14 protein-coding genes and 1 pseudogene are annotated in these 26,645 nt (G+C 65.9%); 8 read left to right on the forward strand and 7 right to left on the reverse strand.

What is annotated here, in order from left to right; translation table 11 throughout:
- Positions 1–11: 11 nt before the first annotated feature.
- Positions 12–8,882, reverse strand: a complete 8,871-nt coding sequence (locus tag G3N92_RS08590) for a hemagglutinin repeat-containing protein (RefSeq protein WP_241014668.1) — start codon at positions 8,880–8,882, stop codon at positions 12–14.
- A gap of 365 nt (positions 8,883–9,247) precedes the next feature.
- Positions 9,248–10,801: a glycoside hydrolase family 28 protein gene (locus G3N92_RS08595; RefSeq protein WP_339385859.1), complete on the reverse strand. Its 1,554-nt coding sequence runs from the start codon at positions 10,799–10,801 to the stop codon at positions 9,248–9,250.
- Between the two features lies 1 nt (position 10,802).
- On the opposite strand from G3N92_RS08595, the pseudogene G3N92_RS08600 reads away from it, so the two are divergent.
- The 3 genes and pseudogenes from G3N92_RS08600 to G3N92_RS08610 form a co-directional block, all read left to right on the forward strand.
- Positions 10,803–11,726, forward strand: a pseudogene (locus G3N92_RS08600) (type 1 glutamine amidotransferase); the annotation flags it as partial.
- Between the two features lie 120 nt (positions 11,727–11,846).
- Positions 11,847–12,593 carry a DUF2968 domain-containing protein gene (locus G3N92_RS08605; protein WP_241014669.1) on the forward strand — a complete coding sequence of 249 codons (747 nt, stop codon included), beginning with the start codon at positions 11,847–11,849 and terminating at the stop codon, positions 12,591–12,593.
- Positions 12,594–12,868: 275 nt separating this feature from the next.
- Positions 12,869–14,170, forward strand: a complete 1,302-nt coding sequence (locus tag G3N92_RS08610; protein ID WP_206127042.1) for an MFS transporter — start codon at positions 12,869–12,871, stop codon at positions 14,168–14,170.
- A 129-nt stretch (positions 14,171–14,299) separates the two neighbouring features.
- Here the strand turns inward: G3N92_RS08610 and G3N92_RS08615 are convergent, their stop codons facing one another.
- A complete protein-coding gene (locus G3N92_RS08615; protein WP_206127043.1) occupies positions 14,300–16,141 on the reverse strand; it encodes a tetratricopeptide repeat protein in 1,842 nt (613 codons plus the stop codon).
- Between the two features lie 132 nt (positions 16,142–16,273).
- On the opposite strand from G3N92_RS08615, the gene G3N92_RS08620 reads away from it, so the two are divergent.
- Entirely contained in the window at positions 16,274–17,962 is a 1,689-nt protein-coding gene (locus G3N92_RS08620) for an FAD-dependent monooxygenase (protein ID WP_206127044.1), read from the forward strand.
- A 61-nt stretch (positions 17,963–18,023) separates the two neighbouring features.
- Here G3N92_RS08620 and G3N92_RS08625 read toward each other — a convergent pair whose 3' ends face one another.
- The 4 genes from G3N92_RS08625 to G3N92_RS08640 are packed head-to-tail and all read right to left on the reverse strand — an operon-like array spanning position 18,024 to position 23,302.
- The gene (locus tag G3N92_RS08625; RefSeq protein ID WP_206127045.1) at positions 18,024–18,278 is read right to left on the reverse strand and encodes a formate dehydrogenase subunit delta; all 255 of its coding nucleotides are present in this window, start codon (positions 18,276–18,278) and stop codon (positions 18,024–18,026) included.
- 13 nt (positions 18,279–18,291) lie between these two features.
- The gene (gene fdhF, locus G3N92_RS08630) at positions 18,292–21,240 is read right to left on the reverse strand and encodes a formate dehydrogenase subunit alpha (RefSeq protein WP_206127046.1); all 2,949 of its coding nucleotides are present in this window, start codon (positions 21,238–21,240) and stop codon (positions 18,292–18,294) included.
- A gap of 14 nt (positions 21,241–21,254) precedes the next feature.
- Positions 21,255–22,829 carry a formate dehydrogenase beta subunit gene (locus G3N92_RS08635; protein WP_206127047.1) on the reverse strand — a complete coding sequence of 525 codons (1,575 nt, stop codon included), beginning with the start codon at positions 22,827–22,829 and terminating at the stop codon, positions 21,255–21,257.
- On the reverse strand, positions 22,826–23,302 hold the full coding sequence (locus tag G3N92_RS08640; RefSeq protein ID WP_206127048.1) for an NAD(P)H-dependent oxidoreductase subunit E: 477 nt from the start codon (positions 23,300–23,302) through the stop codon (positions 22,826–22,828). The genes G3N92_RS08635 and G3N92_RS08640 overlap by 4 nt, the downstream gene beginning before the upstream one ends.
- A gap of 128 nt (positions 23,303–23,430) precedes the next feature.
- Here G3N92_RS08640 and G3N92_RS08645 point away from each other — a divergent pair, with 128 nt between their 5' ends.
- From G3N92_RS08645 to G3N92_RS08660, 4 genes are all read left to right on the forward strand, one after another.
- Positions 23,431–24,513, forward strand: coding sequence for a substrate-binding domain-containing protein (locus G3N92_RS08645; protein WP_206127049.1), 1,083 nt, complete (start codon positions 23,431–23,433; stop codon positions 24,511–24,513).
- A gap of 135 nt (positions 24,514–24,648) precedes the next feature.
- Positions 24,649–24,915, forward strand: coding sequence for a hypothetical protein (locus tag G3N92_RS08650; protein WP_206127050.1), 267 nt, complete (start codon positions 24,649–24,651; stop codon positions 24,913–24,915).
- A gap of 548 nt (positions 24,916–25,463) precedes the next feature.
- Positions 25,464–26,225: a hypothetical protein gene (locus tag G3N92_RS08655; protein ID WP_206127053.1), complete on the forward strand. Its 762-nt coding sequence runs from the start codon at positions 25,464–25,466 to the stop codon at positions 26,223–26,225.
- Positions 26,226–26,461: 236 nt separating this feature from the next.
- Positions 26,462–26,645: hypothetical protein (locus tag G3N92_RS08660; RefSeq protein ID WP_206127051.1), on the forward strand; the 184-nt coding region annotated here is incomplete at its 3' end.

A 26,645-nucleotide genomic window follows, 5' to 3' on the forward strand; every position in this document is an offset into this window, starting at 1 on the left:
CCATGCTCCTTTCATTTCTGCGGTGAATTTCCGGACTGCACTGCCCCCTGAGCCGCTCGTCCAACAGTCTGACTTATTGCAATCTTGTTTGCGTTAATGACAATGCCTGGAATAGTTCCAAGATTTTTTATCGAATTCGCAATCCCTGCCCAGTTAAACATGGATACTGCCAAAACACTATTATATGCCCCAATGACCGCAGCAACGCCAAAGCCGACCGGTGAAAAATTTCGGCTGAAAGAGTCATGAAATGCTTGGGTTGACGAGAAGTCCGATTTCACAAAAGCGGGAATCGTATATAGCCCCCCAGATACGACCGCTCCAGTTAAGGCTCCCGTCGTCAATGAGTAGGCTGCTTGTCCTGCTTTGTAGGCTTCAATTGCTGCTGGGCCGGCAATTACGACACCAGCAATTGCTGCAGCAGCTCCGCCTGCAATGACTGTATTTGTTGCATACCGATTAACTTCCTGAGACATTTCGCCCTGTGCCTTAAGTATCTCTTTCAGTTGAGCATCCGAACAGGGAGAAGCTGCGCTACAGTATTTGCTCACTAGATCTACTACCACCGGATTTTTCTGTTTGCCGCCAGGAAGCGCGAGCTGGTTATTCTCCACCTCAATTTTGCCGGCGCCGGTCGCCGTTGCTACGTTTTGCCCGGACATGGCGGCGACGCCGGCAACCAGGCTGGCCACCAGATTGTCGCGCGCTTCACGCTCCGATGCAGACAGGTTCGTCGACGGCGCGAGCAGACTGCCGAGCACGGAGCTGGTCGCCGCGCCCATCGCGCCTGTACCGCAGTTCTGGCTGCCGGCAGCCGCACCGGCACATCCGACAATCGCATGAAGTGCCGCACGCGCTTCTTCGCTGCCGAGGTTGTCGGCAATCTGCTTCACCTGATTGGAACGAAGCTCTTGCAGGTAAGCCACCGTCGCATTCTGCGCGAACTGACCCAGACCACCCGTCACGTTGCCGCCCGCGGCCACCGACAGGGCCGTAAGCACTTGACGATACGTACCGCCCGATCCCCAGTTAGCGCTCAGTTCATCGGCGCGCTGCTGGGCGGCCGCGCGCTGTTCCGGCGTCAGATTCGAGTTGTTCGCGGCGGCCTTCGCTGCGTCGACCTCGACCGCCCGATTCGCAACGAATGTCCCCGCCTGGTTGATGAACTGGCTCGTAATGTCAAAGCCGGCCTGAATCTTGTCCTTGTCGAAGATCGGCGCGAGCGCACCGCCGGTGTTCGATGTATCGCGGTTGACGCTCGCAACCGCTTCAGCCGCCGTCTGTCCGGTCATTTGCTGCTGCTTCGCACCGTCGGTGATGGTGATGGCGCCTCCACCGATACCGGTCTTCGTAGTCGAATTGGCATCGCCTGACGCGCTGAGGGCTACCGGCGGCGCTACCTGAAACCCGCCATCGCCCTTCGGCAGCGTCGTCCCCGGCACCGGGTTCACGTTGTCCGCCTTGCCTTTCTGATCCTTGCCGATGGTCCCGCCATAGCCGCCCGAGAGTCCGATCGACGAGGCATCGTACGATGCATGATTCTCGATATCGCTATGGGTAAGGGTAGCGGTCGTGAGACTGTTCAGATTGTCCTGGACGGCCTTGTCGCTGCTCGCGATCACTCCGCCCTTGAGATCGGTATTGCCCGTCACATCGACCTGGAAACCGCCATCACCCGCCTTGATTCCCGATTGCGCGATCACGCTTGCGTAATCGCTGTTCATCTTGGTCTGGCCGACGCTGCCCGCCACGCTCGACTTCCCGGCGCAAAGCGGTGGCGCACACACGCTCGCCGAAATACCGGCGCTCTGCTGCTTCGAATCGTAGAGGTCCTTGTCCTGCAGGCTCTCGATGTTCAGGTTGCCGCCGACATCGGCAACCACCTGTTTGCCCGACGCGACCGCGCCCTTCAGATTCGTATCGCCGACCGACTGGATTGCAAGCTGGTCGCCCGCGGTCACGTGCGTATTCGTCCACGTCGACGAATCTCCGTCCGCGTTGCCTCGATTGCCGGCAACGCCCGCCGTGAAGGCTATCCCCGACTTGTCGCCAACGGTGAACGACACGCCCACCGAGGCGCTCGACCCGCTGTTCGTGCTGTGCTGGCTGCTGGTATTTTCTGCCGCCTGCAGATTCACATTGCTTTCGGCGGCCAACTTCGCGTTGTTGGCCGCCGAAATCGTGCTGCCGATCACGTCGATATTGCTGTCCTTGCCGGCGCCAGCAGCAGCGATCGTCACGTTGCGGCCTGCCGACACCGTACTCCCCACCGCCGTGCTCGACTGCGCCTGCATCTGACTATCGCTCTTGCTCGCGCCGACCGATACGTTGATCCCGACGCTTGTCGCGGCTTCCACCGGATCCCCGCCCATCTGCTTCAGCGAGTCATAGGTATTCTTCGCTGCAAGGCCCGTCGTAGCCGCTGCCAGCGCGATCAAGCGTGGATCACCCCCCACGTTTTGCGCAGCGTTCGTCATCTGCCGACCAGTCTGCACCGCCGCGACCACCGGATTCGTCACGCCCACAGTCACGCCGGCCTGGCGGAACTGCTGTTGCTCTGCGATGCTGGATGTATCCGTCGCGGCGTCGATCTTGACCGTCTTGCCGGCCAAATTCACGTCATTGCCTGCATGCAGGATGCTTCCGGTCGCGTGCAGATCGTTACCCGCACTCACAGTCAGGTTGCCGTTCAGTGCACCGATCGCACTGCCGTTGTTCGTGACCGATGAAGACTGCTGCTTGTCGGAGTTCGAACGCGAGCCGACGGATACTGACAACCCGCCGTTCGACATAAGGCCGGTTTCTTTTTTGTCGAAATAGGTCGACGATTGGATCGTGTCTTGCGTGGTCTTGATGTTCACATCCCGAGCAGCCGACAGCGACACATCATTTGTGCCGACGATATTGCTGCCAGTCACGTTGACGTCTCGGCCGCTTGTGATAGTCACACCATCCGCTGAAATCGTGCTGCCCTGGCTGTAGATCGCAGTCTGATCGATTCCGCTCGCAACCTTCGACCCACTCACCACATTGCTATGGCTGTGCGTTTCGTGCGAGTTCAGCTCATGCGTCTCGGTCGCCGCGCCGATATTCACGTCGCCGGCCGCCAGCAGATTCGCGTTGCCCTTGTCGAGGCTGATCGTGCTGCCGGAGAGCGTAATGTCCTTGCCCGACACGATATTGACCGTGTCGCCACCCTTGAGCGTCGTGCCGGTGAGTGCCTGGTCGGACGTGTGCAGCGTCTCCGCATAGCTGCCGTGACCGTCGCTGCCCGAACTGTTGCTGTTCACGGTCGACGTCGCACTCGCCGCGCCGAGTGTTACGTTGCCCTTGGCAGCAAGCGTCCCGCTCTGGCCGAGGTCGATCTGTGCGCCCTTTGCCGTCAGGTCTCCGCCGACGGCAATCAACGATTGCCCACCGACCGTCACCGAACCGCCGGTGACCTTGTTGATATCGGTATTCGACACGCCATTGGCTCGTTGCACGATCTTGTGCTCGCCGGTCTGAACCGCGCCGAGATCCCAGTTACCGCCAACATTCATGCCGAGATTGCCGCCGACCGACAGGTTGCCCGCGTGCTGTTGGAAGTTGCCGCCGGTAACGATCGACGCATCGCCCGCCACGTCAAGTTTGGCGGTCGGCCCGAGCGTCGTCACCACGCTCGTCGCGCCATCTCGGCTCACCCGCGTGTTCGTCTTCGTCGCCGTATCGAGAATCAGGTCTTTCCCGGCATCCAACTGCAGGCTGCCGGCCTTCACGTTCGCCGACGTCAGGTCGATGTTGTTCTCGGTCTTCAGCGACATCAGCCCGCCGCTTTGCAGCGCGCCGAACGCGTTGTCGATCTGCTTGCCCTGGATCGCCAGCGTGTTGTCGGCCTTGATCGTGCCGCTGTTCGTGAACGCCTGTGCATTCTGGAAATCGATGTTCGTCGCACTGACCAACGGCCCGTCGATGTTCTCCTGGCTGGCCTTCGCGAGATACACGACGGGCACCAGCACCGACTGGCCGCCGACCACACGCGTCTCCATCATGATCACGTTGCTGGTCAGCTTCGACACCTGATCGGCCGACAGGCTCGCGCCGATTGGCAAATCGAGCGACTTCGACAGATCCGCACCGGCCGCCAACAGCGACTGATACATGCTCTGCAGGTCTGCGTACGGCCCGAGCACGGCCTTGCCGGTCAGAGCAGTCACTTCGTTGCGCACGAGTTGCTGCTCGTAGAAGCCGTCGCCGAGCCGCTTCGGAATATGCGTGAGATCGACGCCGAGCTGACCGAAGAAGTCGTCGCTCGAAATGAAATTCTTCCGGTTCGTGAACGCCGGGTTCGTTTCGATCACGTAGCTCGCATTCGGCGCGGTGGTCGGCTTGAACAGGCCGCCCTGCGGAATGGCGAGGTTGTTCAGGACGTTCAGCGCCGTTGCGCTGGCGATGATCGGATCGACCGGCCCCGACGGGCCACCGTGCACGGTCGAAGAATCCGATTTCGCGCCGCTCGCGTTACCGCTCAGGTTGCCAGGCGTGAGGCCCGGCACCGACTGCCCCGGCAGCAAGCCGAGCGACGGAATCGATGCGTTGCCCGCCGTGTTGTTGACGCTTACGCCCGTACCCGAAATCGTGCCGTTCGCGCTCAGCGTCGCGTCGTAGCTCGGCAGCTTGTAGTCCTTGATCGATGCCGGTGCCGCCTGTGTATAGCCGCCCGGGCGTCCCGTCACGAACGGCGCATTGCCGAACGGCAACTGCCAGTCATGCTCGCTGTTGTCGTAATTGTTGTAGTGATACTGCCCGGAATAGGAGACCGACACGCCCGGCAGCTTCTGGCCGGATGCCGCCCAACCGTTCGCATCGTAGTAAGCCGGCATCTTGATGTCGCCGACCGCCGCGATGTTGCTCCAATAATTCCGCAGCGTGCCGACCGACGACGCGTCGATGTTGCCACCCGACACGATCTGGCCGGCCGCACTGATGCCTGACACGGTTGTCGCCATCGCGCTGTCCGCGTAGTAGGTCGTGAACTGGTACGTGCTGTTCCACTGACCGCCGTGGGGCGGCTCGGTGTAGATGCCGCCGATGCTGTCCGGATCCTTCACGCCGATCTGGCCCGTTCGGCCGCTGATCGGAATCCCGAACTGGCCGAGCAGCGATGGATCGATCGAACTGGTCGAGGTCGTCATCACGTAGCGCGTGTTCGTGATCTTGTCGGCGTGCAGTTCCATATTGCCGCCCGACTGGATCAGGGCCGACGCGTTGTTGACGAGCGCCGCGTTCGTGTAATTGCCGCTGGCATCCTTGCCGCCCGCCAGCACGACCTTGCCCATCCCGAAGATCGCGGTTGTGGCCATCGTATCGGCCGCGCTCGTGTCGTCGCGGTTCTCGATGTCGTGCGCGAGAATTTCGAGCGTGCCGTTGCTGTCTGAACCGCCAATCAGCGCGGTCGGTCCGAGGTTCGAGATCGTATTCGTTGCGTTAAGCGACGCGCTGGCGCCCACGAGTGCACCCGTATTGGTCAGGTTGGCAGACTGCGTGTGCAGCAGGCCGCCAGCCGTCAATGCGCCCGAGTTCGCGATATCGCCCGCATTGACGCTTAGGCCATTGACCGACTCCAGGTTCGCGTTGTTCGTGAAGGTGCCGGGCAACGTGAAGGCGAGATCGTGACCGACGTTGAACTGCGTGTCGGCCGCCGCCGTGTAGTCGCCCTGAAGGTTCACGTTCGCGTCGTGCGTTGCGCTGTATGTACCGCCGCCTTGCAGCGTGGCCGCCGCGACCGACAGGTCATGTGTCGAGCTGATCTGGCCGCTCGTGTTCGTGATCGCGCCGGTCGTCGTGACATTCACGTCGCCGTTCGAATTCGCGACGTTGCCGATGGTGCCGCCACTGTTGTCCAAGGTGTTGCCGTGGACTTGAAGCGATGCGCCGCTGAGCTGACCGCCTTGCGTATTGCTGATCGACGCTGCGCTGACCGTGACATCGCCGTTGCCGGTAATGGCGCCCATGCCCGATACGCCACCGGCATGGCTGTTCGCGATCTGGCTGCCGCCTTGCACCGTCATCTTGCCCGCACCGAGGTCGACAATGGCGCCGTCCGCATTGGCGATCGAGGCCGCTTGAATATCCAGCGTGCTGGTGTCGCCCGTAGTCGATTGGCCGGCCTGGACATGCCCGCCTCGATTGGACAACGTGCCGCCGTTCGTCAACGACAGCGAAGTGTCCGAACGAAGCAAGCCCTGCGTATTGTTCACGTCGCCGGCAATGGTTGCGTTGATGCCGCGCTGCGCTGCGAGGATGCCACTCGCGTTGTTCCAGGTAGCCGCGTTGACGATGGCTTGCCCCTTCGTCACGATGGTGCCCGACGCGTTGTTCAGCGCACTGGCGCTACGCCCCGAAGGAAGTGGGGGATTGCCCGGTGCGATCGTCAGCGTGCCCGTGCCGGCGTGTGTAATCGTGCCGCCCGCGTTGTTCAATTCGGCAGGCGTGAGCGTCAGATCTGTACTGTTGGTCTGGATCACGCCGGCGGCGGAGTTGTCGAGCGTGCCGCCAACGCTCAGGCCCATCGTCGACGAACCATACTGCGTGATGGTGCCGCCGCGGTTCGCGAGATTCGAGGCTGTCAGCGTAAGCTGATTGGCCTCGAGCTTGCCGCCGCTATTGTTGAGCATCGAATCGGCCGTGACCGACAGGTTCGGCGCGACGATCGAGCCACCCTGGTTCGTCATCGAACCCGTGTGGATCGTCGCGTTCGTGCCCGCGCCGATTTGGCCGCCATCGTTCGCCAGCGTGCTGCTGGTGACACTCACGTCCGTGTTCGACAACAGCTTGCCGTTTGCGTTGTTCAGCGTGCTGGCGACGGTTGCCGTCAATCCGGTTTGTGCGTTGATCGAGCCCGATGTGTTGTTCAGCGCACCAGCTTGCGCGACGACGCGCCCGTTGCTCGCGATCGAACCACCCACGTTTGACACCGAGCCGGCTCCGTTTCCGATCGTCAGCGTGCCGGTGCCGGCGTGCGTGATCGTGCCGCCGTCGTTCTTCAGCATCGCGGGCGTGAGCGTCAGGTCGGTACTGTTGGTCTGCAACGTGCCGCCGCTGGAATTGTCGAGCGTGCCCGACACGTTCACGCCCATTGCGCCGGCGCCGGTCTGTGTGATCGTACCGCCGTGATTCGCAAGATCCGTCGCGTTCAACGAGACCTGATCGGCCTGCACGGTACCGGCGCTGTTGTCGATCGTGGTTCCGTCGACCGAAGCGTGCCTGGCGCTCTGGATGGTGCCTTGACTGTTCGCGATGGCGCCACCGCGCACGTTCGCCGTGCTTTCAGAGACCAGTTCGCCGGACTGGTTGTCAACCTGGCCGGCCACGTTGACCGACAGCAGGCCTTGCGACGAGACCTTGCCGCCTTGGTTCGAGAGGGCACCACCAGTAAGCGTTGTACTGCCGCCACTCGACAGGCTGCCGTGATCGTTGATCAACGTACCGGAAGCATTCGCCTGAAGGGCGCTTTGCGCGCTCGTCGTCGCGGTCGACAAGTTCACGTCGCCGGCCGTCGCGCTCAGCGACAGATTGCCGTTCGCAGCGGTCTGGCTGCCGGAGAGATTCACGTTGCCGCCGGTCAGCAACGCATTGCCGCCCGCAACGTTCTGACCGGTCGCGCTTAACTGGCCTGAGGCCGTCAGGTTCAGATCGCCGCCACGTCCGACCGTGCCGTCATTGTTCACGCCCGCACCGAGCGTGCCGGTCGAATCGACGCTGCCCGCGTTCACGGTCGTATTCTGTTGCGCGGCGAGCGTCCCGGTGTTCGTGAGATCGGCACTGGTCCTGGCCGACGCCGATTGTTGCGCGTACGTCGTGCCGCTGTTCTGGATGCCCCCGGCAGCCGACAGTGCGAGGTTGCCGTTCGCCGTGGTCTTGCCCGTCAGCACGAGGCGGCCGTTCGACTGCAGCGTCAGGTCGCCGGCCTGCGCGGCGATCCTGCCGGCATTGGCCACCCCCACACCGAACTCGTTCGACGCGAGGAAGATCCGATCGCTATACATACCGCCCAACTGGCTCACGTCGATCGCGACCGACGGGGCAGGGCCGTCGCCGGCGAGCGGCGTCGCGGCGAGCGTGTCGTGCTTGACCTGGGCCGCGCCGGCAATCACGTTCAGGTTCTTCGCGTAGGCCGCGGCATTCACCTGCACCGCGCGTGCAATCAGATCGACCTGATCGGTGCCGGTTGCATTCAGGCCGGCGCCTGACACGGTCACGAGCCCGCGGTTGACGTTGTAGCCGGCAAGCGATCCATCGGCGCCGTAGTACGGCACGCCTGTGGCGAGGGTCGCGCGACTGGTGTTGATGAAGGACGCGCCATCGAGAAAAATGCCCGAGGGATTCGCCAGGACGAGTTCAGCCCTGGAGCCTGCGATTTCCAACGCGCCACGAATTTGTGAAGGATTCGGGCTATTGACCTGGTTGACGATGATCCGGGCGGCTTGGCCCGCGCCATAGTTCGGGTTGCCGTTGATCCAGCCCGCCTGCTGGGTCTGGACCATCGTGGCCGAGTTGTTCAGGATTGCGCCGTTGCGCGAGACGTCGAACTGGTTGTAGGTGTTGACCGAAACGCCAGCACCCGACGGCGCGGCCACGTTGACTTGAGGCAGGCCGTTCGGCGTCTGAATCACGTGCGTGGGGGCGCCCGGCGTCGGAACGATCTGCGCACCAGACAGCGTGGGCAGCATGCCCAGTGCGACAACGCCCGCGATTACGGCACGTGCGCCCGACGTCGGTGAGCTTCTCCGTGCGCGCGCTTCGCCCGTAGCCGATTTGCCCTCGGCCGTTGTCGTCTCCGCAACGGCCACCACCGTACCCCGAAGCCTGGAATACACCAGGCGATGCGTATTGTTGTTCATTCTGTCGACGCGCCCGCGCCATTTCATTCGTCAGATCATTGTGGGCGAGCCTACCAAAATTCCGAAAGGAAACTGTCAGTCATTGCCGGGCCGTTGATGGAAAGAGGAAAAAATCGGTTTTCAGACCTGTCTGATTGACGATGCGCGTTGCAGGCGTGCAGGGGAAAGCCGAATGAAAAAAGCCGACGCAAAAGCGTCGGCATGAAAGTGTTCCAGCAGGTCGGGGAACCCGGTCAGAAACCGAGAGGCGGGGACTATCCCATACGCGGCAACCCGATGTATTCGGGGCATTCAGCAAGCAGCAACGCTGTCGCGCTACATCAACGACCTGGAGATGCGGTATTTCAACGGTCTGTTCCCCCGCCTTACCGCAAATCGGTAATCGTCGAATTGAACACCTGCCCCGCGATCGTCACGTTCTGCAGCGCGATGCCGTTCACGTTCCACGCATAGATCGGCCCCGGCGTCTGCGCGCTGGCCGGCCCGGCTGCGGTGGGCGTGCCGAAATCGCAGTTCGAGATCGTCACGCCGGTGATCGCCGGAATCGCGGGCGTGGGCGCCGGGCCGTTGTAGTCGAACGCCACCGGCCCCTGCGCGACGATCGCCTGGAAGCACGAACCGGTCGCGCTGCCGAGCGTCACGTTGCTGGCCTTCACGTTGGTGATGTTGACGTTCTGCACGAGCGCCGGACGCGTGCGGATCGCATCGCTGGCGGGCTGGTAATCGCAGTCGAACGTGATCAGGCCGCCCTGCGACGCCGACGGGTTGCCCGACGCCGACGTGGCCACGCCGAGCGGCACGGTGCTGTTGATCGGGCTGCCGGTCAGCATCTTGCTGCCGTAGCCGGCGCCCGTCAGGCTCACGCCGTTGGGCAGCGTCACGCCGTTCACGTAGAAATTCCGCACGAAGCCGCCGCGGTTCATGTTGGTCTTGATGCGGATCGCGATGTTCAGCGAATTGGTGGCCCAGTACTGGTTCAGCATCGTCAGGTTGCGCGCGTAGACGTTCTCGATGCCGCCGCCCATCTCGCTGCCGAGCGTGATGCCGCCGTGGCCGCTGTTCATCGTGCAGTTCTGCACCACGTGGTTCTGCGCCGCGCCGTATTGCGTGTCGAGATCCTTGCCCGACTTGATGGCGATGCAATCGTCCCCGGTGTTGAAGATCATGCCGTCGCACAGCACGTTGTTGCAGGCGTCGGGATCGAAGCCGTCGTTGTTCGGGCCGATGCTGTCGGCCATCACGCCGCGAATCACGACGTTCGTGCAGTCGGTGGGGTGGTGCTGCCAGAACGGCGTGTTCTGGGTGTGATAGTTCTCCATCAACACGTTCGTACACCCGATGAATTCCACCATGCACGGGCGCAGATAATGCCCGAGCCCGAAGATGCGCTGCGCCACCGGCACGCCCGCCTCGGACAGCGCGGGCAGGTAGTTCTGATCCTGCTGCCACGGCGTGGCCGGGTTGGTCAGCAGCGTGTACAGGGCGCTCGAAATGCCGGGCACGGCCGTCTTCAGGTCGACGTTGTTCGGATTCGTATAAGCCTGCGACGGCGTGGACGAACTGGCGCAACCGTACGCGCCGGTGGTGCCCTTGTAGGTCCACCAGCAGGTGGCCGTGTTGCCCGTGCCGGCGAACGCGGTCATGGCCTGGCCGTTCAGGATCGAGGTGGCGCCTTCGCCGGTCAGCGCGATATGGGTGGCGTTGCGCGCATACACGGGCGCGCCGAAGTTCAGGCAGTCGTTGGCCTGCCAGCGGCTGTAGAACAGCTTGCCGTTCGTGCCGCAATCGACCGGGCCGTCCTTCGCGTAATCGGCCGGGTTCGCGCTGAAGAAGATCGTGCAGTTCGCGCTCACGTGGAAATTGACGTTGCTCTGCAGGACGATCGGCCCCGCGCAGTACCACGCGCCGGCCGGCACCACGACGCGCCCGCCGCCCGCCGCCGCATCCGGCCAGACGCAGCCGCCGCCCGCCTATCTGAAGCAAAGCGACACGCCGTGGTCGGTGTTCGGCCGCATCGTCGCCGCGCGCGCCCGGCGGCTGTTCGACCGCGCGGGGCAACGGATCACGCAGCGCACGCTGCGCATCGGCGTGTCGGCGCGGATCTTCCACCCGGAACCCGGCGCGGCCGGCCTGCGCGGCAAGACGCTGCAGTATCTCGAGGAATCGATCGCGCACTGGGTGATGTCGCGCGACGTGCTGGTGTTCATGATCCCGACCGTCGGCCATCAGGGCATGCTGCATCCGAGCAACATCCGCCTGCGCGATTACGCCAAGCATCTCGACGGGCTGCTGCTGCAAGGCGGCGCCGACGTTTCGCCGCAAACCTACGCGGCGTCCGATGCGCGCCCCGAGTGGCCGGGCGACCGCGTGCGCGACATGTACGAGCTCGAGCTGCTGCACGAGTTCGTCGAGTCCGGCAAGCCGGTGCTCGGCGTGTGCCGCGGCGCCCAGCTGATCAACGTCGCGTTCGGCGGCTCGCTGTATCAGGACATCGCCACCGATGTGCCGACGGCCGGCGTGCATGTGAGCGAGCACTACGATCAGCATCGCCACGCGATTCGCTTCCCCGACAACTCCACGCTCGCGAACATGTTCCCGGGCAGGCGCGAGGCGATCGTCAATTCGATTCACCACCAGGCGATCCGCGATCTCGGCCGCGACCTCAACATCGAGGCCGTGTCGGCCGAGGACGGCATCATCGAGGGCATCCGCTACCGCCGCGCGCCGTTCGTGGTGGGCGTGCAGTGGCACCCGGAGTTCCACCGCGCGGGCGGCTCCGAGCTGCTCGACTGCACGCCGCTGCTCGACACGTTCCTGCGTGCGGCCCGCGAAACGCGGCTCTGACGCGACGCAGTTCCTGTTCGAGCGCGTCGAACCGGCCGGCCGTTCCGCATTCGCGGGCGGCCGGTTCGCCGTTTCAGGCGATAATCGCGCGTCGTTCTTCTACCAATCGGGAGCTTCAGCTTGAGCAAGCGCAGCAAGGTGGCCGGCATCGGCCGGGCGATGCCGTGGGTGGCGCTGTGCGTCCTCGCGTGGACGGGGCCGTCGATCGCGGCCGAGCCGGCGGCCGACGCCGTGGCGCAGGTGCAATCGAAACCGCCCGTGGCCGGTACGCGCCCCGACGTCACGACGCTGACGCCCGACAACGGCGAAGGTGCGGCGGCGTCCTCTTCGCCGGACGCGGCCGCTGCGGTTGACGCGCAGGGCAACGTCGGCGAGATGATGCAGATGCTGCGCGATCACCAGCTCACGGAGATGCGCACCACCTACAACGGCAGCTACGGCGCGAGCATGCTGTTCTATCCGCGCGAGATGACGTATTACGTCGCGCTGTTCCAGGACAAGCATTTCTGGCGCGTCGTCAAATCGCAGGAGCGTCCGCGCGCGGAAATGATCTATCAGAACTTCGCCGATCAAACCGTGCAATTGGCCGATCTCGAACTGCGCCGCACCGAGCTGGCCGCGCAGAAGCAGTTCCTGGAGCGTGTGATCGGGCTGTCGGAGGATCATGCGAAGCGCCTGCAAGCCGATCTCGATATCGCACGCGCGCAGCGCACGCAGATCGACGAGCGGCAACGCGCGGTGCAGAACGAAGCGAACGCGCTGGCCGTCGAGCAGCGTGCGTCGCAACTGCAACTGCGCGATCTGGAGCGGCAGGTGCGGCAGTTGCAGCAGCAGAACGAGCATGGGTTGTCGCCGGCGGCGAAGTAACACGCGTGGCAGCGGTTCTATGACGGCGGGCGTGCAACGCGCCCGTCGTTCAGTCTGACGTTTTCCTTTCTTAAAACGAATTTCTTTCGTGATTCGTAGGCATTTCGAAAGAAAAATTCGCACGTCTCATCACTTCCCCGCATACCCCGCCGCAGCGAATCGCGCGACACTGCGCTAGAGTCATGGCGCGCCGCCGCCGGCACGACCGAAAGCCGGCGCGACACGACGACACCACACGCCGCGCACCGCGCGCGGGCGCTCGACCGGGATACAACATGTCAACTGCGACCCACTCGTCCGTCAATCAACAGGAATCCAAGGCCAGAACCGTCTTCCGCGTCGTCAGCGGCAATTTCCTGGAAATGTACGATTTCATGGTCTACGGCTATTACGCCTCGGCGATCGCCAAGACCTACTTCCCGAGCGGCGATGCGTTCGCCTCGCTGATGCTGTCGCTGTCGGTGTTCGGCGCGGGCTTCCTGGTGCGTCCGATCGGCGCGATCGTGCTCGGCGCCTATATCGACCACCACGGCCGCCGCAAGGGCCTGATCCTGACGCTCGGCCTGATGGCGCTCGGCACGCTCGCCGTGGCCACCGTGCCCGGTTACGGGACGATCGGCATGCTTGCGCCGATCCTCGTGCTGCTTGGCCGCCTGCTGCAGGGCTTCTCGGCCGGGGTGGAGCTGGGCGGCGTGTCGGTCTATCTGTCGGAGATCGCGACCAAGGGCAACAAGGGGTTCTACACCGCCTGGCAATCGGGCAGCCAGCAGGTCGCGGTGGTGTTCGCCGCGCTGGTGGGCGTGCTGCTGCACAGCCTGCTGCCGGTCGAGGAGATGACGGCCTGGGGCTGGCGCGTGCCGTTCCTGATCGGCTGTCTGATCGTGCCGTTCCTGTTCCTGATCCGCCGCTCGCTGAAGGAAACCGACGAGTTCCTGGCCAAGCGCCATCGTCCGACGATGGGCGAGATCATGCAGTCGATGCTGAAGAACTGGGGCGTGGTGCTGGCCGGCATGGGCATGGTGATCATGACCACCGTGTCGTTCTACATGATCACGGCCTACACGCCGACGTTCGGCAAGGAAGTGCTGCATCTGTCGTCGATCGACGCGCTGGTGGTGACGGTGTGCGTGGGGCTGTCGAACCTGGTCTGGCTGCCGGTGTGGGGCAGCATCTCCGACCGTATCGGCCGCCGCCCGGTGCTGATCGCCTTCACGGTGCTGACGCTGCTGACGGCCTATCCGGCCGTGCAGTGGCTGGTGGCCGATCCGTCGTTCATGCGGCTGCTGATCGTCGAGCTGTGGCTGTCGTTCCTGTACGGCTCGTACAACGGCGCGATGGTGGTGGCGCTGACCGAAGTGATGCCGGCCGACGTGCGCACGGCGGGCTTCTCGCTGGCCTACAGCCTGGCGACCACGATCGGCGGGTTCACGCCGGCGATCTCGACGCTGCTGATCCACGAAACCGGCAACAAGGCCGCACCGGGCCTGTGGCTTGCGGTGGCCGCGATCTGCGGCCTGATCGCGACGCTGGTGCTGTATCGCACGCAGGCGGCGCGTCAGCAGTACAAGGCGAGTTGAGGATGGCGCGGGCCGTGGCCCGCAGCGATCCGACCGGAAAGCAAAAGGGAGCGCCGCGGCGCTCCCTTTTTCATGGTGCGGACGCGCGGCGCAGGCGGCCGGCGCTGCTTCTGCTGGCTCCGGTGGCGTTCAACCGGCGGCGACGCGCGCGGCCACTGCCGCCACCACCGGCGCCCAATCGCCCGGCGACGGCTGACGGAACAGTTCCGCACGGCGATACCACGGGCTGTCGCTGCCGGTGAACCAGCGCCAGTCGGCCGCGAACGCGAGCATCAGCCAGAGCGGCTTGCCTAGCGCGCCGGTCAGGTGTGCGACGGCGGTATCGATCGAGACGACGCCATCGAGGCGATCGATCAGCGCGGCGGTGGCGGCGAAGTCGTTCAGGCCTTCGACAGTATGGATGCGCGCGCGTTGCGGATGCGCATCGAGCGCGGCGCGGTCGGCGGCGGACAGATCGGGCTGCAGCACGATCCAATCGATGCCGGCAATCTCGAACAATGGCGCCAGCGCGGCGAGCGGCGCGGCGCGATTCTCCTGCACCTGACGGCGGCCGGACCAGACGATGCCGAGCTTGCGCCGCGACTGCCCGCCGAGCGAGCCGCGGAAGCGGCGGCGCGCGCTGTCGGGCACGCTCAAGTAGGACGACGGAGCCGGGATCGCGTCGAAGCCGATGCCGAGCGCATAGGGCAGGCTCAGCAGCGAGCACGACAGATCGGCTTCGATGCGCTGCCGCCCCTGCGCGACCACCGACACGCGCCACGGCTTCGCGAGCGGCTCGATCAGCGGCAACAGCTCCGGCTGCACCTCGAGCACGAGCCGCGCGCAGCGCTCGCGCGCGAGCGGCACGAAGCGCACGAACTGCAGCGTGTCGCCGAAGCCCTGTTCGGCGCGCACGAGCAGCGTGCGCGAGGCGATCGGCTCGCCGCGCCAGCGCGGCGGCGCATTCGCGTCCGCCACGCCGGGCAGCGCATGACGCGCTTCGTATTCGGGCAGGCCGCGCGAGAAATCGCGCAGCGTCAGCAGCGTGACGGCGCGGTGCATGCGCGCCAGCGTGTGATCGGGCGCGAGCCGCAGCGCCTGATCGAACGCGCGCAGCGCCAGCTCGTGCGCGCCGAGCGCATGGTGCGCGGTGCCGAGATTGAGCCACGCCGGCACCAGCGACGGATCGAGGCCCACGGCGCGCTCGTAGCGCGTGCGCGCCTCGCCGTGACGGCCGAGCGCGGCCAGCGCATTGCCGAGGCCGAGCAGCGCGAGCGGGAACGCCGGATGCATCGCGAGCACCGCCTCGAACGCGCGCACGGCCTCGTCGTGACGGCCGGTCGCATCGAGCGTGTTGCCGAGGTTGAAGTGCGCGGCGGCGAAGCCCGGCTCGGCGTCGAGCGCGGCGCGGAAATGGGCGAGCGCTTCGTCGGCCTGGCCGAGCGCGGCGAGCGCCATGCCGAGATTGTTGTGCGCCCCCGCATGGCCCGGGCGCAGCGCCAGCGCGCGGCGGAACGCGGCGAACGCCTCGTCGTGCCGGCCGAGCGCGTTCAGCGCATTGCCGAGGTTGTTGTGGATCGACGCATCGCCGGGCGAGAGCCGCAGCGCGCGTTCGAACGCGTCGGCGGCATCCTCGTGACGTTCCTGGGCCGCATAGGCGTTGCCGAGGTTGTAGTGGGCGAGCGAGAAATCCGGCGCGAGCGACAACGCGTTGCGGAACCGGTCGATGGCGTCGTCGATGCGGCCCAGCGCGCGCAGCGCGTTGCCGAGGTTCAGGTGCAGCGCAGCATCGTTCGGGCGCAACGCGACGGCGCGGCCGACGAGGTCGGCCGCTTCCTGGTTCTGTCCCTGCTGGTGGCGCAGCACGCCGAACAGATGCAGCGCATCGGCATCGGCGGGGTTGGCTGCGAGTGCGGCGCGGTAGTCGCGCTCGGCCTCCGTGAGGCGGCCGGCCCGGTGCGCCGCGAACGCGCGATCGAAAACGGATTCCATGACGCAAAGCTGGCGAGAAAGCGGTATTTTCCCATACCGCACCGGGGGCTCGTCCATTTCGGCCATTCGGCATATGGATGACGTGCGGCGGCCGGCGTAGACTGGTTGCCGTCGTGGATCGCGGAGGTCGACATGCTTGCCGTTCCGCTGGATATCGCCCCGGTGCTGGTGGTCGGCGCCGGCCCCACCGGCCTGGCCGCCGCCATCGCGCTGGCCCGCGCCAAGGTGCCCGTGCGCCTGATCGATCAGGCCATGCAGCCGGGCCGCCATTCGCGCGCGATCGGCATTCAGGCGCGCACGCTCGAACTGTTCGAGCAGCACCGCATCGTCGAGCCGTTTCTCGCGCGAGGCCATCGCGCCCGCATCGCGCATCTGCATTCGGAAGGGCGGCGCATCGCCGAGCTCGATTTCGATCCGCTGCAAACGCGCTATCCGTACCTGCTGATGCTCGATCAGACGGATACCGAACGCATCCTCGCCGAGCACCTCGCATCGTTCGGAATCCAGATCGAGCGCGGCGTCAGGCTGGCGCGCATCCGGCAGGACGGCGGCGGCGTGCAGGCGCTGTTGCAGCGCGAAGGCGGCCGCGAGGAGCGCGTCGAACCGTCGTATGTCGTCGCGGCAGACGGTGCGCACAGCACGCTGCGGCATCTGCTTGGCGCCGGGTTCGCCGGGCAGGCCTTCGAGCAAACTTTCCTGCTGGCCGACGTGGCGGCCGAGCCGGGCTGGCCCGACGACGAGATCCGTCTGTACGCCACCCACGAAGGGCTGGCCGGCATGCTGCCGCTCGGCGAAGGGCGCTACCGGATCGTGGCCGATCGGCCGCCGTCCGGTACGCAGGGCGCGGAAGGCGAAGCGGAGCACGCGCCGTCGCTCGACCTGTGCCGCGCGATCGTGCGCACGCGCATCGATACGCAACTGACGATCGACGATCTCGCGTGGTCCTCGTACTTCCATCTGCACAGCCGCATGGTCGAGCGCCTGCGCATCGGCCGCGTGCTGTTCGCGGGCGACGCCGCGCACGTGCACAGCCCGGCCGGCGCGCAGGGCATGAATACCGGCATCCAGGAGGCGTTCAATCTCGGCTGGAAGCTCGCGCGCGTGTTGACGGGCGGTGCGCCCGAGCGCCTGCTCGACACGTATCACGCCGAGCGCCATCCGATCGAGCGCGACGTGCTGCGGCAGACCAGCTTCATCACGCAGGTGGTGGAGGCCGATCACGGGCCGCTGAAGCTGCTGCGCGAGCATGTGGTGCCGGTGCTGGCCTCGCTCGGGCCGGTGCGCGACGCGCTGCGCCGCTCGGTCAGCGAACTGGCCGTGCAGTACCGCAAGAGCCCGCTCACGCTCGAGCGCGTGCTCGACGGTGGCCCGCGCGCGGGCGAACGCGCGCCCGATGCGCTGCTGCACGTGCTCGACGGGCCGCTTGGCCAGGCGCCCGGCGTGGCGCGGCTGTTCGATCTGCACGATCCGGCGCATTTCACGCTGCTGCTGATCGAGACGCGCCAGGCGTCTTCAGGCGCCGGCGCAGAGGAGAGCGAAACGCCTGCCGACCGCGACGGCCTCGCGCTCGCGGCGGCGCTCGACCGGCTGATGCCCGGTGCGATCCGAACCTGGCGCGTGACCGACGCCGGCGACACGGGCGAGGACGGCGCACCGCCGCTCGGCGACGCCTATGGGCACACGCGCGGCTGCTTCTACCTGCTGAGGCCCGACGGTTATCTGGCGGCGCGCGGGCGCTGCGCATCGGACGGCAACGCGTTGCTCAGGCACTGCGAGATGTGGTTCGCCGCCGTGAACCGGGGGCTGATGCCGGCGCAATGAGCGCGGCGGGGAAGGCGGGAGGCAGGGCGGCGCCGAACCTGCCGGCCCCGCCCTGCACGCGTCACACGGCCGGCGAGGTCGCCGGTGCGAGCGTGGTGCGATGCTTCACGAGCGCTTCGCGCACGATCGGATCGATCGAGAGGAACGCTTCGCCTTCCGGTTCGTCGAGCGTGGCGAGCAGCGTGCGGCGCATGCGCGGTTCCCAGAAGCGCCGGATGTGATCGGCGATGCCGTCGAGGGCCTCCGGTCGGTCGGGCATCGAACCGAAGAACGTGCCGATCTGGTTGGCCATCGTGATCAGGTGGTCGACTTTCATCGTGCGTCGCTCCTCACTTGCCCGAACCGGCCGGCACGGCCGCTTCGCGCTGTTGCAGCAGGTCGATCTGCTCGGCGTTGAAGCGCGAATACTGGCGCTGCCATTCCGAGGGCTGCGTGACCGGCAGCACCTGCACGGCCGTCACCTTGTACTCGGGGCAGTTGGTCGCCCAGTCCGAACTGTCGGTGGTGATCACGTTCGCGCCCGATTCCGGGAAGTGGAACGTGGTGTACACCACGCCCGGCTGCATCCGGTCGGACACCAGCGCGCGCAGCACCGTCTGCCCCGAGCGCGATTCGATGCCGACCCAGTCGCCCGTGCGGATGCCGCGCTCCTCGGCGTCGTGCGGGTGAATTTCGAGCCGGTCCTCGTCGTGCCAGTGGACGTTCTCGGTGCGGCGCGTCTGCGCACCCACGTTGTACTGCGAGAGGATCCGGCCGGTGGTCAGGATCAGCGGGTAGCGCGTGTTGACCTTTTCCGGCGAGGCCACGAACTGCGTGATCACGAAGCGGCCCTTGCCGCGCACGAAGCCGCCGATGTGCATGGTCGGCGTGCCTTCCGGCGCCGCGTCGTTGCACGGCCACTGGATGCTGCCGAGCCGGTCGAGCTTCTCGTACGACACGCCCGAGAACGTCGGCGTGAGCGCGGCGATCTCGTCCATGATCTCCGACGGATGCGCGTAGTCCATCTCGTAGCCGAGCGCGCGGGCCAGCATCAGCGTCACTTCCCAGTCGGCGTAGCCGGCCAGCGGTGGCATCACGCGGCGCACGCGCGAGATGCGGCGTTCGGCGTTGGTGAACGTGCCGTCCTTTTCGAGGAACGTCGAGCCGGGCAGCAGCACGTGCGCGTATTTGGCCGTCTCGTTCAGGAAGATGTCCTGCACGACGATGCATTCCATCGACGACAGCGCGGCGGCCACGTGTTGCGTGTTCGGGTCCGACTGGACGATGTCCTCGCCCTGGCAATACAGGCCCTTGAAGCTGCCGTCGAGCGCGGCCTCGAACATGTTCGGGATCCGCAGGCCCGGTTCGGGTTGCAGCGTGGCCTGCCATGCGGCCTCGAACTGCGCGCGCACGATGCTGTCGCTGATATGGCGGTAGCCGGGCAGCTCGTGCGGGAACGAGCCCATGTCGCACGAGCCCTGCACGTTGTTCTGGCCGCGCAGCGGGTTCACGCCCACGCCTTCGCGGCCCACGTTGCCGGTGGCCATCGCGAGGTTGGCGATGCCCATCACCATCGTCGAGCCCTGCGCGTGTTCGGTCACGCCGAGGCCGTAGTAGATCGCGGCGTTGCCGCCCGTGGCGTAGAGCCGCGCGGCCATGCGCACCTGTTCGGCCGGCACGCCGGTGATCGCCTCGTTCGCTTCCGGCGAGTTCTCCTCGCGGGCGGCGAACGCGCGCCAATCCTCGAACGCGCGCGTTTCGCAGCGCTCGGCGATATAGGCGGCGTCGAACAACTGCTCGGTCACGATCACGTGCGCCAGCGAGTTGATCATCGCGACGTTGGTGCCCGGGCGCAGTTGCAGGTGATGCTGGGCCTTCACGTGCGCGCCGTCGACGATGTCGATGCGGCGCGGGTCGATCACCACGAGCTTCGCGCCTTCGCGGATGCGGCGCTTCAGGCGCGAGCCGAACACCGGGTGCCCGTCGGTCGGGTTCGCGCCGATCACCACCACCACGTCGGCCTTGGCGACCGAGGCGAAGGTCTGCGTGCCCGCCGATTCGCCGAGCGTGGTCTTCAGGCCATAGCCGGTCGGCGAGTGGCATACGCGCGCGCAGGTGTCGACGTTGTTGTTGCCGAACGCGGCGCGCACCAGCTTCTGCACGAGGTAGGTTTCCTCGTTGGTGCAGCGCGACGAGGTGATGCCGCCGATCGAATCGCGGCCGTATTTGTTCTGCAGCTTGCGGAACTGCGAGGCCGCGTAGTTCAGCGCCTCGTCCCAGCTCACCTCGCGCCACGGGTCGGTGATCTTCTCGCGGATCATCGGCTTCGTGATGCGATCCTTGTGGGTGGCGTAGCCCCAGGCGAAGCGGCCCTTCACGCAGGCGTGGCCTTCGTTGGCGAGGCCGTTCTTGTGCGGGGTCATGCGCACCACTTGCGAGCCCTTCATCTCGGCCTTGAACGAGCAGCCCACGCCGCAATAGGCGCAGGTCGTCACGACCGAGTGCTCGGCCTGGCCGAGGAACGTCACGCTCTTTTCCTGCAGCGTCGCGGTCGGGCAGGCGGCCACGCAGGCGCCGCACGACACGCATTCCGATTCCATGAACGGCTGGCTCTCGCCGGCCGACACGCGCGATTCGAAGCCGCGGCCCGAGATCGTCAGCGCGAACGTGCCCTGCGTTTCCTCGCAGGCGCGCACGCAGCGGTTGCAGACGATGCACTTCGACGGGTCGTAGCTGAAGTACGGGTTCGATTCGTCCTTCTTGGCCTTCAGATGGTTGTCGCCGTCGAAGCCGTAGCGCACTTCGCGCAGGCCCACCACGCCGGCCATGTCCTGCAGCTCGCAATCGCCGTTGGCGGGGCAGGTCAGGCAGTCGAGCGGGTGATCGGAGATGTACAGCTCCATCACGTTGCGGCGCAGGTCCTGCAGGCGGTTGCTTTGCGTGCGCACCTTCATGCCGGCTTCGGCCGGCGTGGTGCACGACGCGGGGGTGCCGCGGCGGCCTTCGATCTCGACCAGGCACAGCCGGCACGAGCCGAACGGTTCGAGCGAATCGGTGGCGCACAGCTTCGGCACGTGCACGCCGGCCTTGATCGCCGCGCGCATCACCGAGGTGCCGGCCGGCACCGTGACGGATTGGCCGTCGATTTCGAGCGTGACGTCGGTGTCGGCGTGGCGGAACGGCGTGCCGTAATCGGTGTCGTCGAACGGATCGCGGCGTTGCGCTGCGCTCTTGCAGGCGCAGTTGCCGGAACCGCAGCCGCCGGCGGGGGCGGAGGAATCGAATGCTTGAGTGGACATGGTCGGGTCTCCTGTCAGGCCGCGGCCTTGGCAGCCGTGGCGGCGCCGGCGAGGCCGAAATCTTCGGGGAAGTGATCGAGGGCCGAGATCACCGGGTAGGGCGTCATGCCGCCCATCGCGCACAGCGAGCCGGCCATCATCGTGTCGCAGAGGTCGCGCAGCAGGCGCACCTGGCGCTCGGACGTATCGCCGTTGCGGATCCGCGCGATCGTTTCGACGCCGCGCGTCGAGCCGATCCGGCACGGCGTGCACTTGCCGCACGATTCGTGGACGCAGAACTGCATCGCGTATTCGGCGAGATCGGCGAGGTTCGAGGTGTCGTCGTGCAGCACGATGCCGCCGTGACCCACCACGGCGCCCACGGCCGCATAGGCTTCGTAGTCGAGCGGGATGTCCCACTGATGCTCGGGCAGGTAGGTGCCGAGCGGGCCGCCCACCTGGGCCGCGCGCGCCGGCCGGCCGCTGGCCGTGCCGCCGCCGAAATCGAACAGCAGCTCGCGCAGCGTCACGCCGAACGCCAGCTCGACGAGGCCGCCCTGGCGGATGTTGCCGGCCAACTGGAACGGCAGCGTGCCGCGCGACCGGCCCATGCCGTAATCGCGGTAGAACGCCGCGCCGCGCGCGAAGATGATCGGCGCGGTGGCGAGCGTGATGACGTTGTTGATGACGGTCGGCTGGCCGTGCAGGCCTTGCAGCGCAGGCAGCGGCGGCTTGGCGCGCACCACGCCGCGCTTGCCTTCGAGCGATTCGAGCAGCGCGGTTTCCTCGCCGCACACGTAGGCGCCCGCGCCCTTGGCCACGGCCAGCTCGAACGCGTGGCCCGAGCCGAGCACGCTCGCGCCGAGCCAGCCGGCCGCGCGGGCGCGCACGATCGCTTCGTCGAGCGCCGCGATCGCATGCGGATATTCGCTGCGCACGTAGATATGGCCCTGTGTCGCGCCCGTCACGATGCCGGCGATGATCATCCCTTCGATCAGGCAGTACGGATCGCTTTCCATCACGAGGCGATCCGAGAACGTGCCCGAATCGCCCTCGTCGGCGTTGCAGACGATGTACTTCTGCGCCGCCTTGGCCTGGCGCACGGTGCGCCACTTGATGCCGGCCGGGAACGCCGCGCCGCCGCGGCCGCGCAGGCCCGATTCGATCAGTTCCTCGCAGGCGGCCGCGCCGTCGAGCGTCAGCGCGCGGCGCAGGCCGTCGAGGCCGCCGTGCGCGACATAATCGTCGATCGACAGCGGATCGGTGATGCCGATGCGCGCGAACGTCAGGCGCTGCTGCTTCTTCAGGTACGGCAACTCGTCGACCACGCCGACCTGCGACGGATGCGCGCCGCCTTCGAGCCAGTTGGCATCGAACAGCGAGGCGACATCGCGCGCGGCGAGGTTCGCATAGCCCACGCGGCCCGCCGCGGTGGCCACTTCCACGAGCGGTTCGAGCCAGAGCAGGCCGCGCGAGCCGTTGCGCACGAGTTCGATGGCCACGCCGCGCTTGGCGGCTTCGGCCGCGATCGCGCGGGCCAGCGCCTCGGCGCCCATCGCCAGCGCGGCGGAATCGCGCGGCACGTAAATGCGGACGGGGGCTTGGCTCATGCGGGCTCCTTGGCGCCGGCTTCGGCTTCGGCGAGCAGCGCGTCGAATCGCGCCGGCGTCATGCGCGCGTGCGGTTCGTCGTTGATCATGGCAGCGGGCGATTGGGCGCAGAATCCGAGGCAATAGACGGATTCGAGCGCGACGTCGCCGTGGTGTCCGCCGTCGATGCGGCAGCCGGTGCGCGCTTGCGCGTGCGCGACCAGCGCTTCGCCGCCGAGGCTGCGGCACGCTTCGGCGCGGCACAGCTGGATCGTCACGCGCGCGGGCGGCGTGGTGCGGAAGTGGTGGTAGTAGGTGAGCACGCCGTGAACTTCGGCGCGCGACAGGTTCAGGGCTTTCGCGAGCAGCGGCACGCAGCCTTCCGGCACGTAGCCGGCTTCGTCCTGAATGGCGTGCAGGATCGCGACGAGGGATTGACCGGCGCGCGCATGTCGCGAGACAAGCGCGTCCGCTGAAACGGGGGATGGGGACATCCGTGCTCCTCCAGGTCCTATATGCTCGGTTGCTTCATATGTCCGAGCACTGGCGCTGTTGTTTGATCAAGTGGAAAAGACAATAAGCCGTTAGAATCCAGGTCGCAATAAGAAACGAGGTTGCATAAATGATTCGAGTCGAATGCGACGCACATCTGATCGTGCGCGACAGCGAAGGCCGCACCGCGAGCCTGTCGGACGTGGTGCCGTTGCTGGAACTGGTGGCCAGCACGGGCAGCATCGCCCAGGCTGCCGAAGCGAAAGGGCTGTCGTACCGGCACGCCTGGGGCCTGCTGCGGGCGCTGGAGGCCTGCGTGGGCGGTGCGCTGATCGAGACGGCGCGCGGCAAGGGCACCACGCTGTCCGAACTGGGCGCGGCCGTGGTCGGGGCGCAGCGGCTGGTGGGCGAGCGGCTCGGGGGGAATTTGCGGGCGCTCGCGGCCGAGGTGGCGAGCGAGCTGAACCGGCGGCTGACCCAGCATCCGGGCGCGCTGCGCATCCATGCGTCGCACGGCTATGCGGTGGCGGCGCTGGTGTCGTCGCTCGTCGACGGCCACGCGCAGGTCGACATCAAATACCGCGAAAGCGTCGAGGCCGTGAAGGCGCTGGCGCGCGGCGAATGCGATCTGGCCGGCTTTCACCTGCCGCGCGGCATGTTCCGCGAGAACTGCGCGCAGATCTACCGGCCCTGGCTCGACGATTCGCGCCACGTGCTGATTCACCTGACGCGCCGCAAACAGGGCCTGTTCATCCCGCGCGGCAACCCGAAGGGCGTGGTGGGCCTGGCCGACCTGGCGCGCGAAGATGTGCGCTTCGTCAATCGCCAGCCCGGCTCCGGCACGCGGATGCTGCTCGATCTGGCGCTGCGCGAGATCGGTGTCGATCCCGAGCGGATCAACGGCTACGCATCGGCGGAACTGACCCATTCGGCGATCGCGGCGTTCGTCGCGAGCGGCATGGCCGATCTCGGCTTCGGCGTCGAGCCGGCCGCGCATCATTTCGGGCTCGCGTTCATCCCGGTGGTGGACGAGGATTACTACTTCGCCTGCGAGCAGGGCCGGCTCGGCGAACCGCCGCTGGCCGACGCGCTGTCGCTGCTGCGCGACGAGCCTTACCGCGAGACGGTGGCCCGCCTCGACGGCTACGACCCGGCCGCCTGCGGCGCGCTGCTGTCGGTGGCCGACGGGCTGTCGGGCGCGACTTCGGTCTGAACGCGGCCCGCGCGCCGAAACCGCCCGTAATCAATAACCGGGCGTCGGCAATGCGCGCCGCGCGCATTTGCGCTACATTTTTCGCTTAGCCCACGATTACCAGCCCACGCGCCGCCAACCCGGCGCTCAGACGTCATGAAACTCCTTGCCAATCTCGCCGCCGTCGCCGTGACGGCCGGTGTGCTGTCCGCCGTCGCCTCGGTCGCTTTCGCGCAGAATTCTCCCGGCCTGCCGGGCGGCATCCTGAACGACCAGTTCCATTTCAACGAACATCCGCAGATGCAGTTCGCGGCGTCCGCGCCGTCGAAGAAGTACCAGTCGGGCAAGCGCTCGGAAGCGCGCAAGAAGGGCGACATGGGCGACCCGAACGGCTGCAACCTGCAGTGCCCGCAGGACAATTGATCGGCCGCATGCGCCGGTTTCGACAGGTGTAGGCAGGCCCCTGCCTACACCGCACCTCGCCGAGATGCCGCCTGCGCGCGGCGCGGCGAACTGCCTCGCGGTTCCGTATTCCGCATTCCACTCTCCCATTGTCGATAATCCGCGTCGCCTAACGGATTTACCGTCGGCCGCGCACGAATAAAACGATCGGACGACATGGGCGTATCGATTTCCCGTTTCTAAATAAGCTGTTTCGGCGACGCACGAAAAGCGGGTTGCGAACGATTCATCGGCATGAGTGTTTTCGGTATGATTGCGGTGCTTGAAAAACCGCTACGGGCAGGTATTCGCGCTCGAAAATAACTTTCTCGCATCGTGAGAGACCAATGAAATCGGCCAAATTCGTTTCCGCGGCGTTGTTCGCCGCGATGTTGCTTGCTGGGTGTGACAAAAACAGCACGCCCTCCGCCGCGCCTTCCGCGGCCGCTTCCAATACGGCTGCGACCGCCGGCCCGGCGCCCGATGCCGCGCCGGTCGCGCAGCCCGCGGCGCCTTCGCATAATTACGCGTTGAATCAGGATGGAACGTATGGCTATGAACCTGCTTTAAGCGAAGACGATATTCGTGCCGGCAAAGCCACGAAGGCACTGGTCATGATGCGTTACGTCGGCTTGAAGAGTGGCAGCTATGTATTGCTGATTCTCGACAGCGACAATCCGAACCTGGCGAGTCGCGTCAGTTGCCAGGCGCCTTGCAATTTCGCGAAATCCGAGTTGATTTCAGGCGAATCGGTTTTTAAAACCGAAACGTTGCGTGTCGCACCGAATTCGCTGATCGGCGCAATGATCGAAGACGCGATGGCGGGGCAACTGACTCCGTTCGGTCAGCAGGTTGCGACGATGCCTCAGCCTGTCAACGTGGCCCCGGCCCCGGCCCCGGCCCCGGCGCCAGCTCCGGCCCCGGCACCCGCCTCCACCGGCGCCGACTCGCAAGCCACGCCGATCCAGCCCGCCTCGGACACGCCGGACGGCGGTTCGCTCCAGCAAACGAGCTTCGATTGCACGAAGTCGAAGTCGATTCCCGAGTATCTCGTGTGCCACGACGCGGATCTTGCCGCGTCCGATCGGGATCTCGCTGCTACCTATCAGCAGGCCAAGGATGCGGCGACGGACAAGGCGGCGTTTGCCGACCGTGTGCGCCGACAGTGGAATTTCCGCGAAAAGAACTGTCGGGACAAGGCTTGCCTGGTGTCGTGGTACGCCTATCAGAAGCGCGTTTTGACCAAGATCGCGCAAACGGGCGACGCCAACGCTCAGGACAACGGCAATTGAGTCGAGGGTGCGGCGGCCGGGGTGCTGCCGCGCCCCCGGCCGTCACGCCGATTGCGTCGTGTCGACACGAAGTAGTCACGAATTTGTGCGATGCAATGCGGAAAATCCGCACGCATTGCACCATTTCGGGGATTTGCGCGCGGCGCTTCGCTTCGGCGTACATCGGTTCCGTTGGCCTGTGACGCGCCATTCTGCCGGTCGTAGTCTCGTGTCGATACCACGCTCCGGAGTTCGACATGTCTTTCGAGATCAACAGCCCCAGCACCAACAACTGCAGCGGCCTGGGTTCGTTGGGCGGCGCCAATTCGTCGGTGCAGAGCCAGATCATCCAGATGATCCAGCAGCTCGAGAACGCGATGCATCAGTTGCTCGCGCGCATGGGGCTGGGTAACGACAACAATGTCGGCAGCGGCCCGTCGG

Source organism: Burkholderia sp. Ac-20379, from assembly GCF_017104645.1.
In the GTDB taxonomy this organism is placed as follows: Bacteria; Pseudomonadota; Gammaproteobacteria; order Burkholderiales; family Burkholderiaceae; genus Burkholderia.

Coding starts and splice junctions, on each gene's coding strand:
- G3N92_RS08590 (WP_241014668.1), bottom strand. CDS start 8,882: ATGAACAACAATACGCATCGCCTGGTGTATTCCAGGCTTCGGGGTACG.
- G3N92_RS08610 (WP_206127042.1), top strand. CDS start 12,869: ATGTCAACTGCGACCCACTCGTCCGTCAATCAACAGGAATCCAAGGCC.
- G3N92_RS08615 (WP_206127043.1), bottom strand. CDS start 16,141: ATGGAATCCGTTTTCGATCGCGCGTTCGCGGCGCACCGGGCCGGCCGC.
- G3N92_RS08620 (WP_206127044.1), top strand. CDS start 16,274: ATGCTTGCCGTTCCGCTGGATATCGCCCCGGTGCTGGTGGTCGGCGCC.
- G3N92_RS08625 (WP_206127045.1), bottom strand. CDS start 18,278: ATGAAAGTCGACCACCTGATCACGATGGCCAACCAGATCGGCACGTTC.
- fdhF (WP_206127046.1), bottom strand. CDS start 21,240: ATGTCCACTCAAGCATTCGATTCCTCCGCCCCCGCCGGCGGCTGCGGT.
- G3N92_RS08635 (WP_206127047.1), bottom strand. CDS start 22,829: ATGAGCCAAGCCCCCGTCCGCATTTACGTGCCGCGCGATTCCGCCGCG.
- G3N92_RS08640 (WP_206127048.1), bottom strand. CDS start 23,302: ATGTCCCCATCCCCCGTTTCAGCGGACGCGCTTGTCTCGCGACATGCG.
- G3N92_RS08645 (WP_206127049.1), top strand. CDS start 23,431: ATGATTCGAGTCGAATGCGACGCACATCTGATCGTGCGCGACAGCGAA.
- G3N92_RS08650 (WP_206127050.1), top strand. CDS start 24,649: ATGAAACTCCTTGCCAATCTCGCCGCCGTCGCCGTGACGGCCGGTGTG.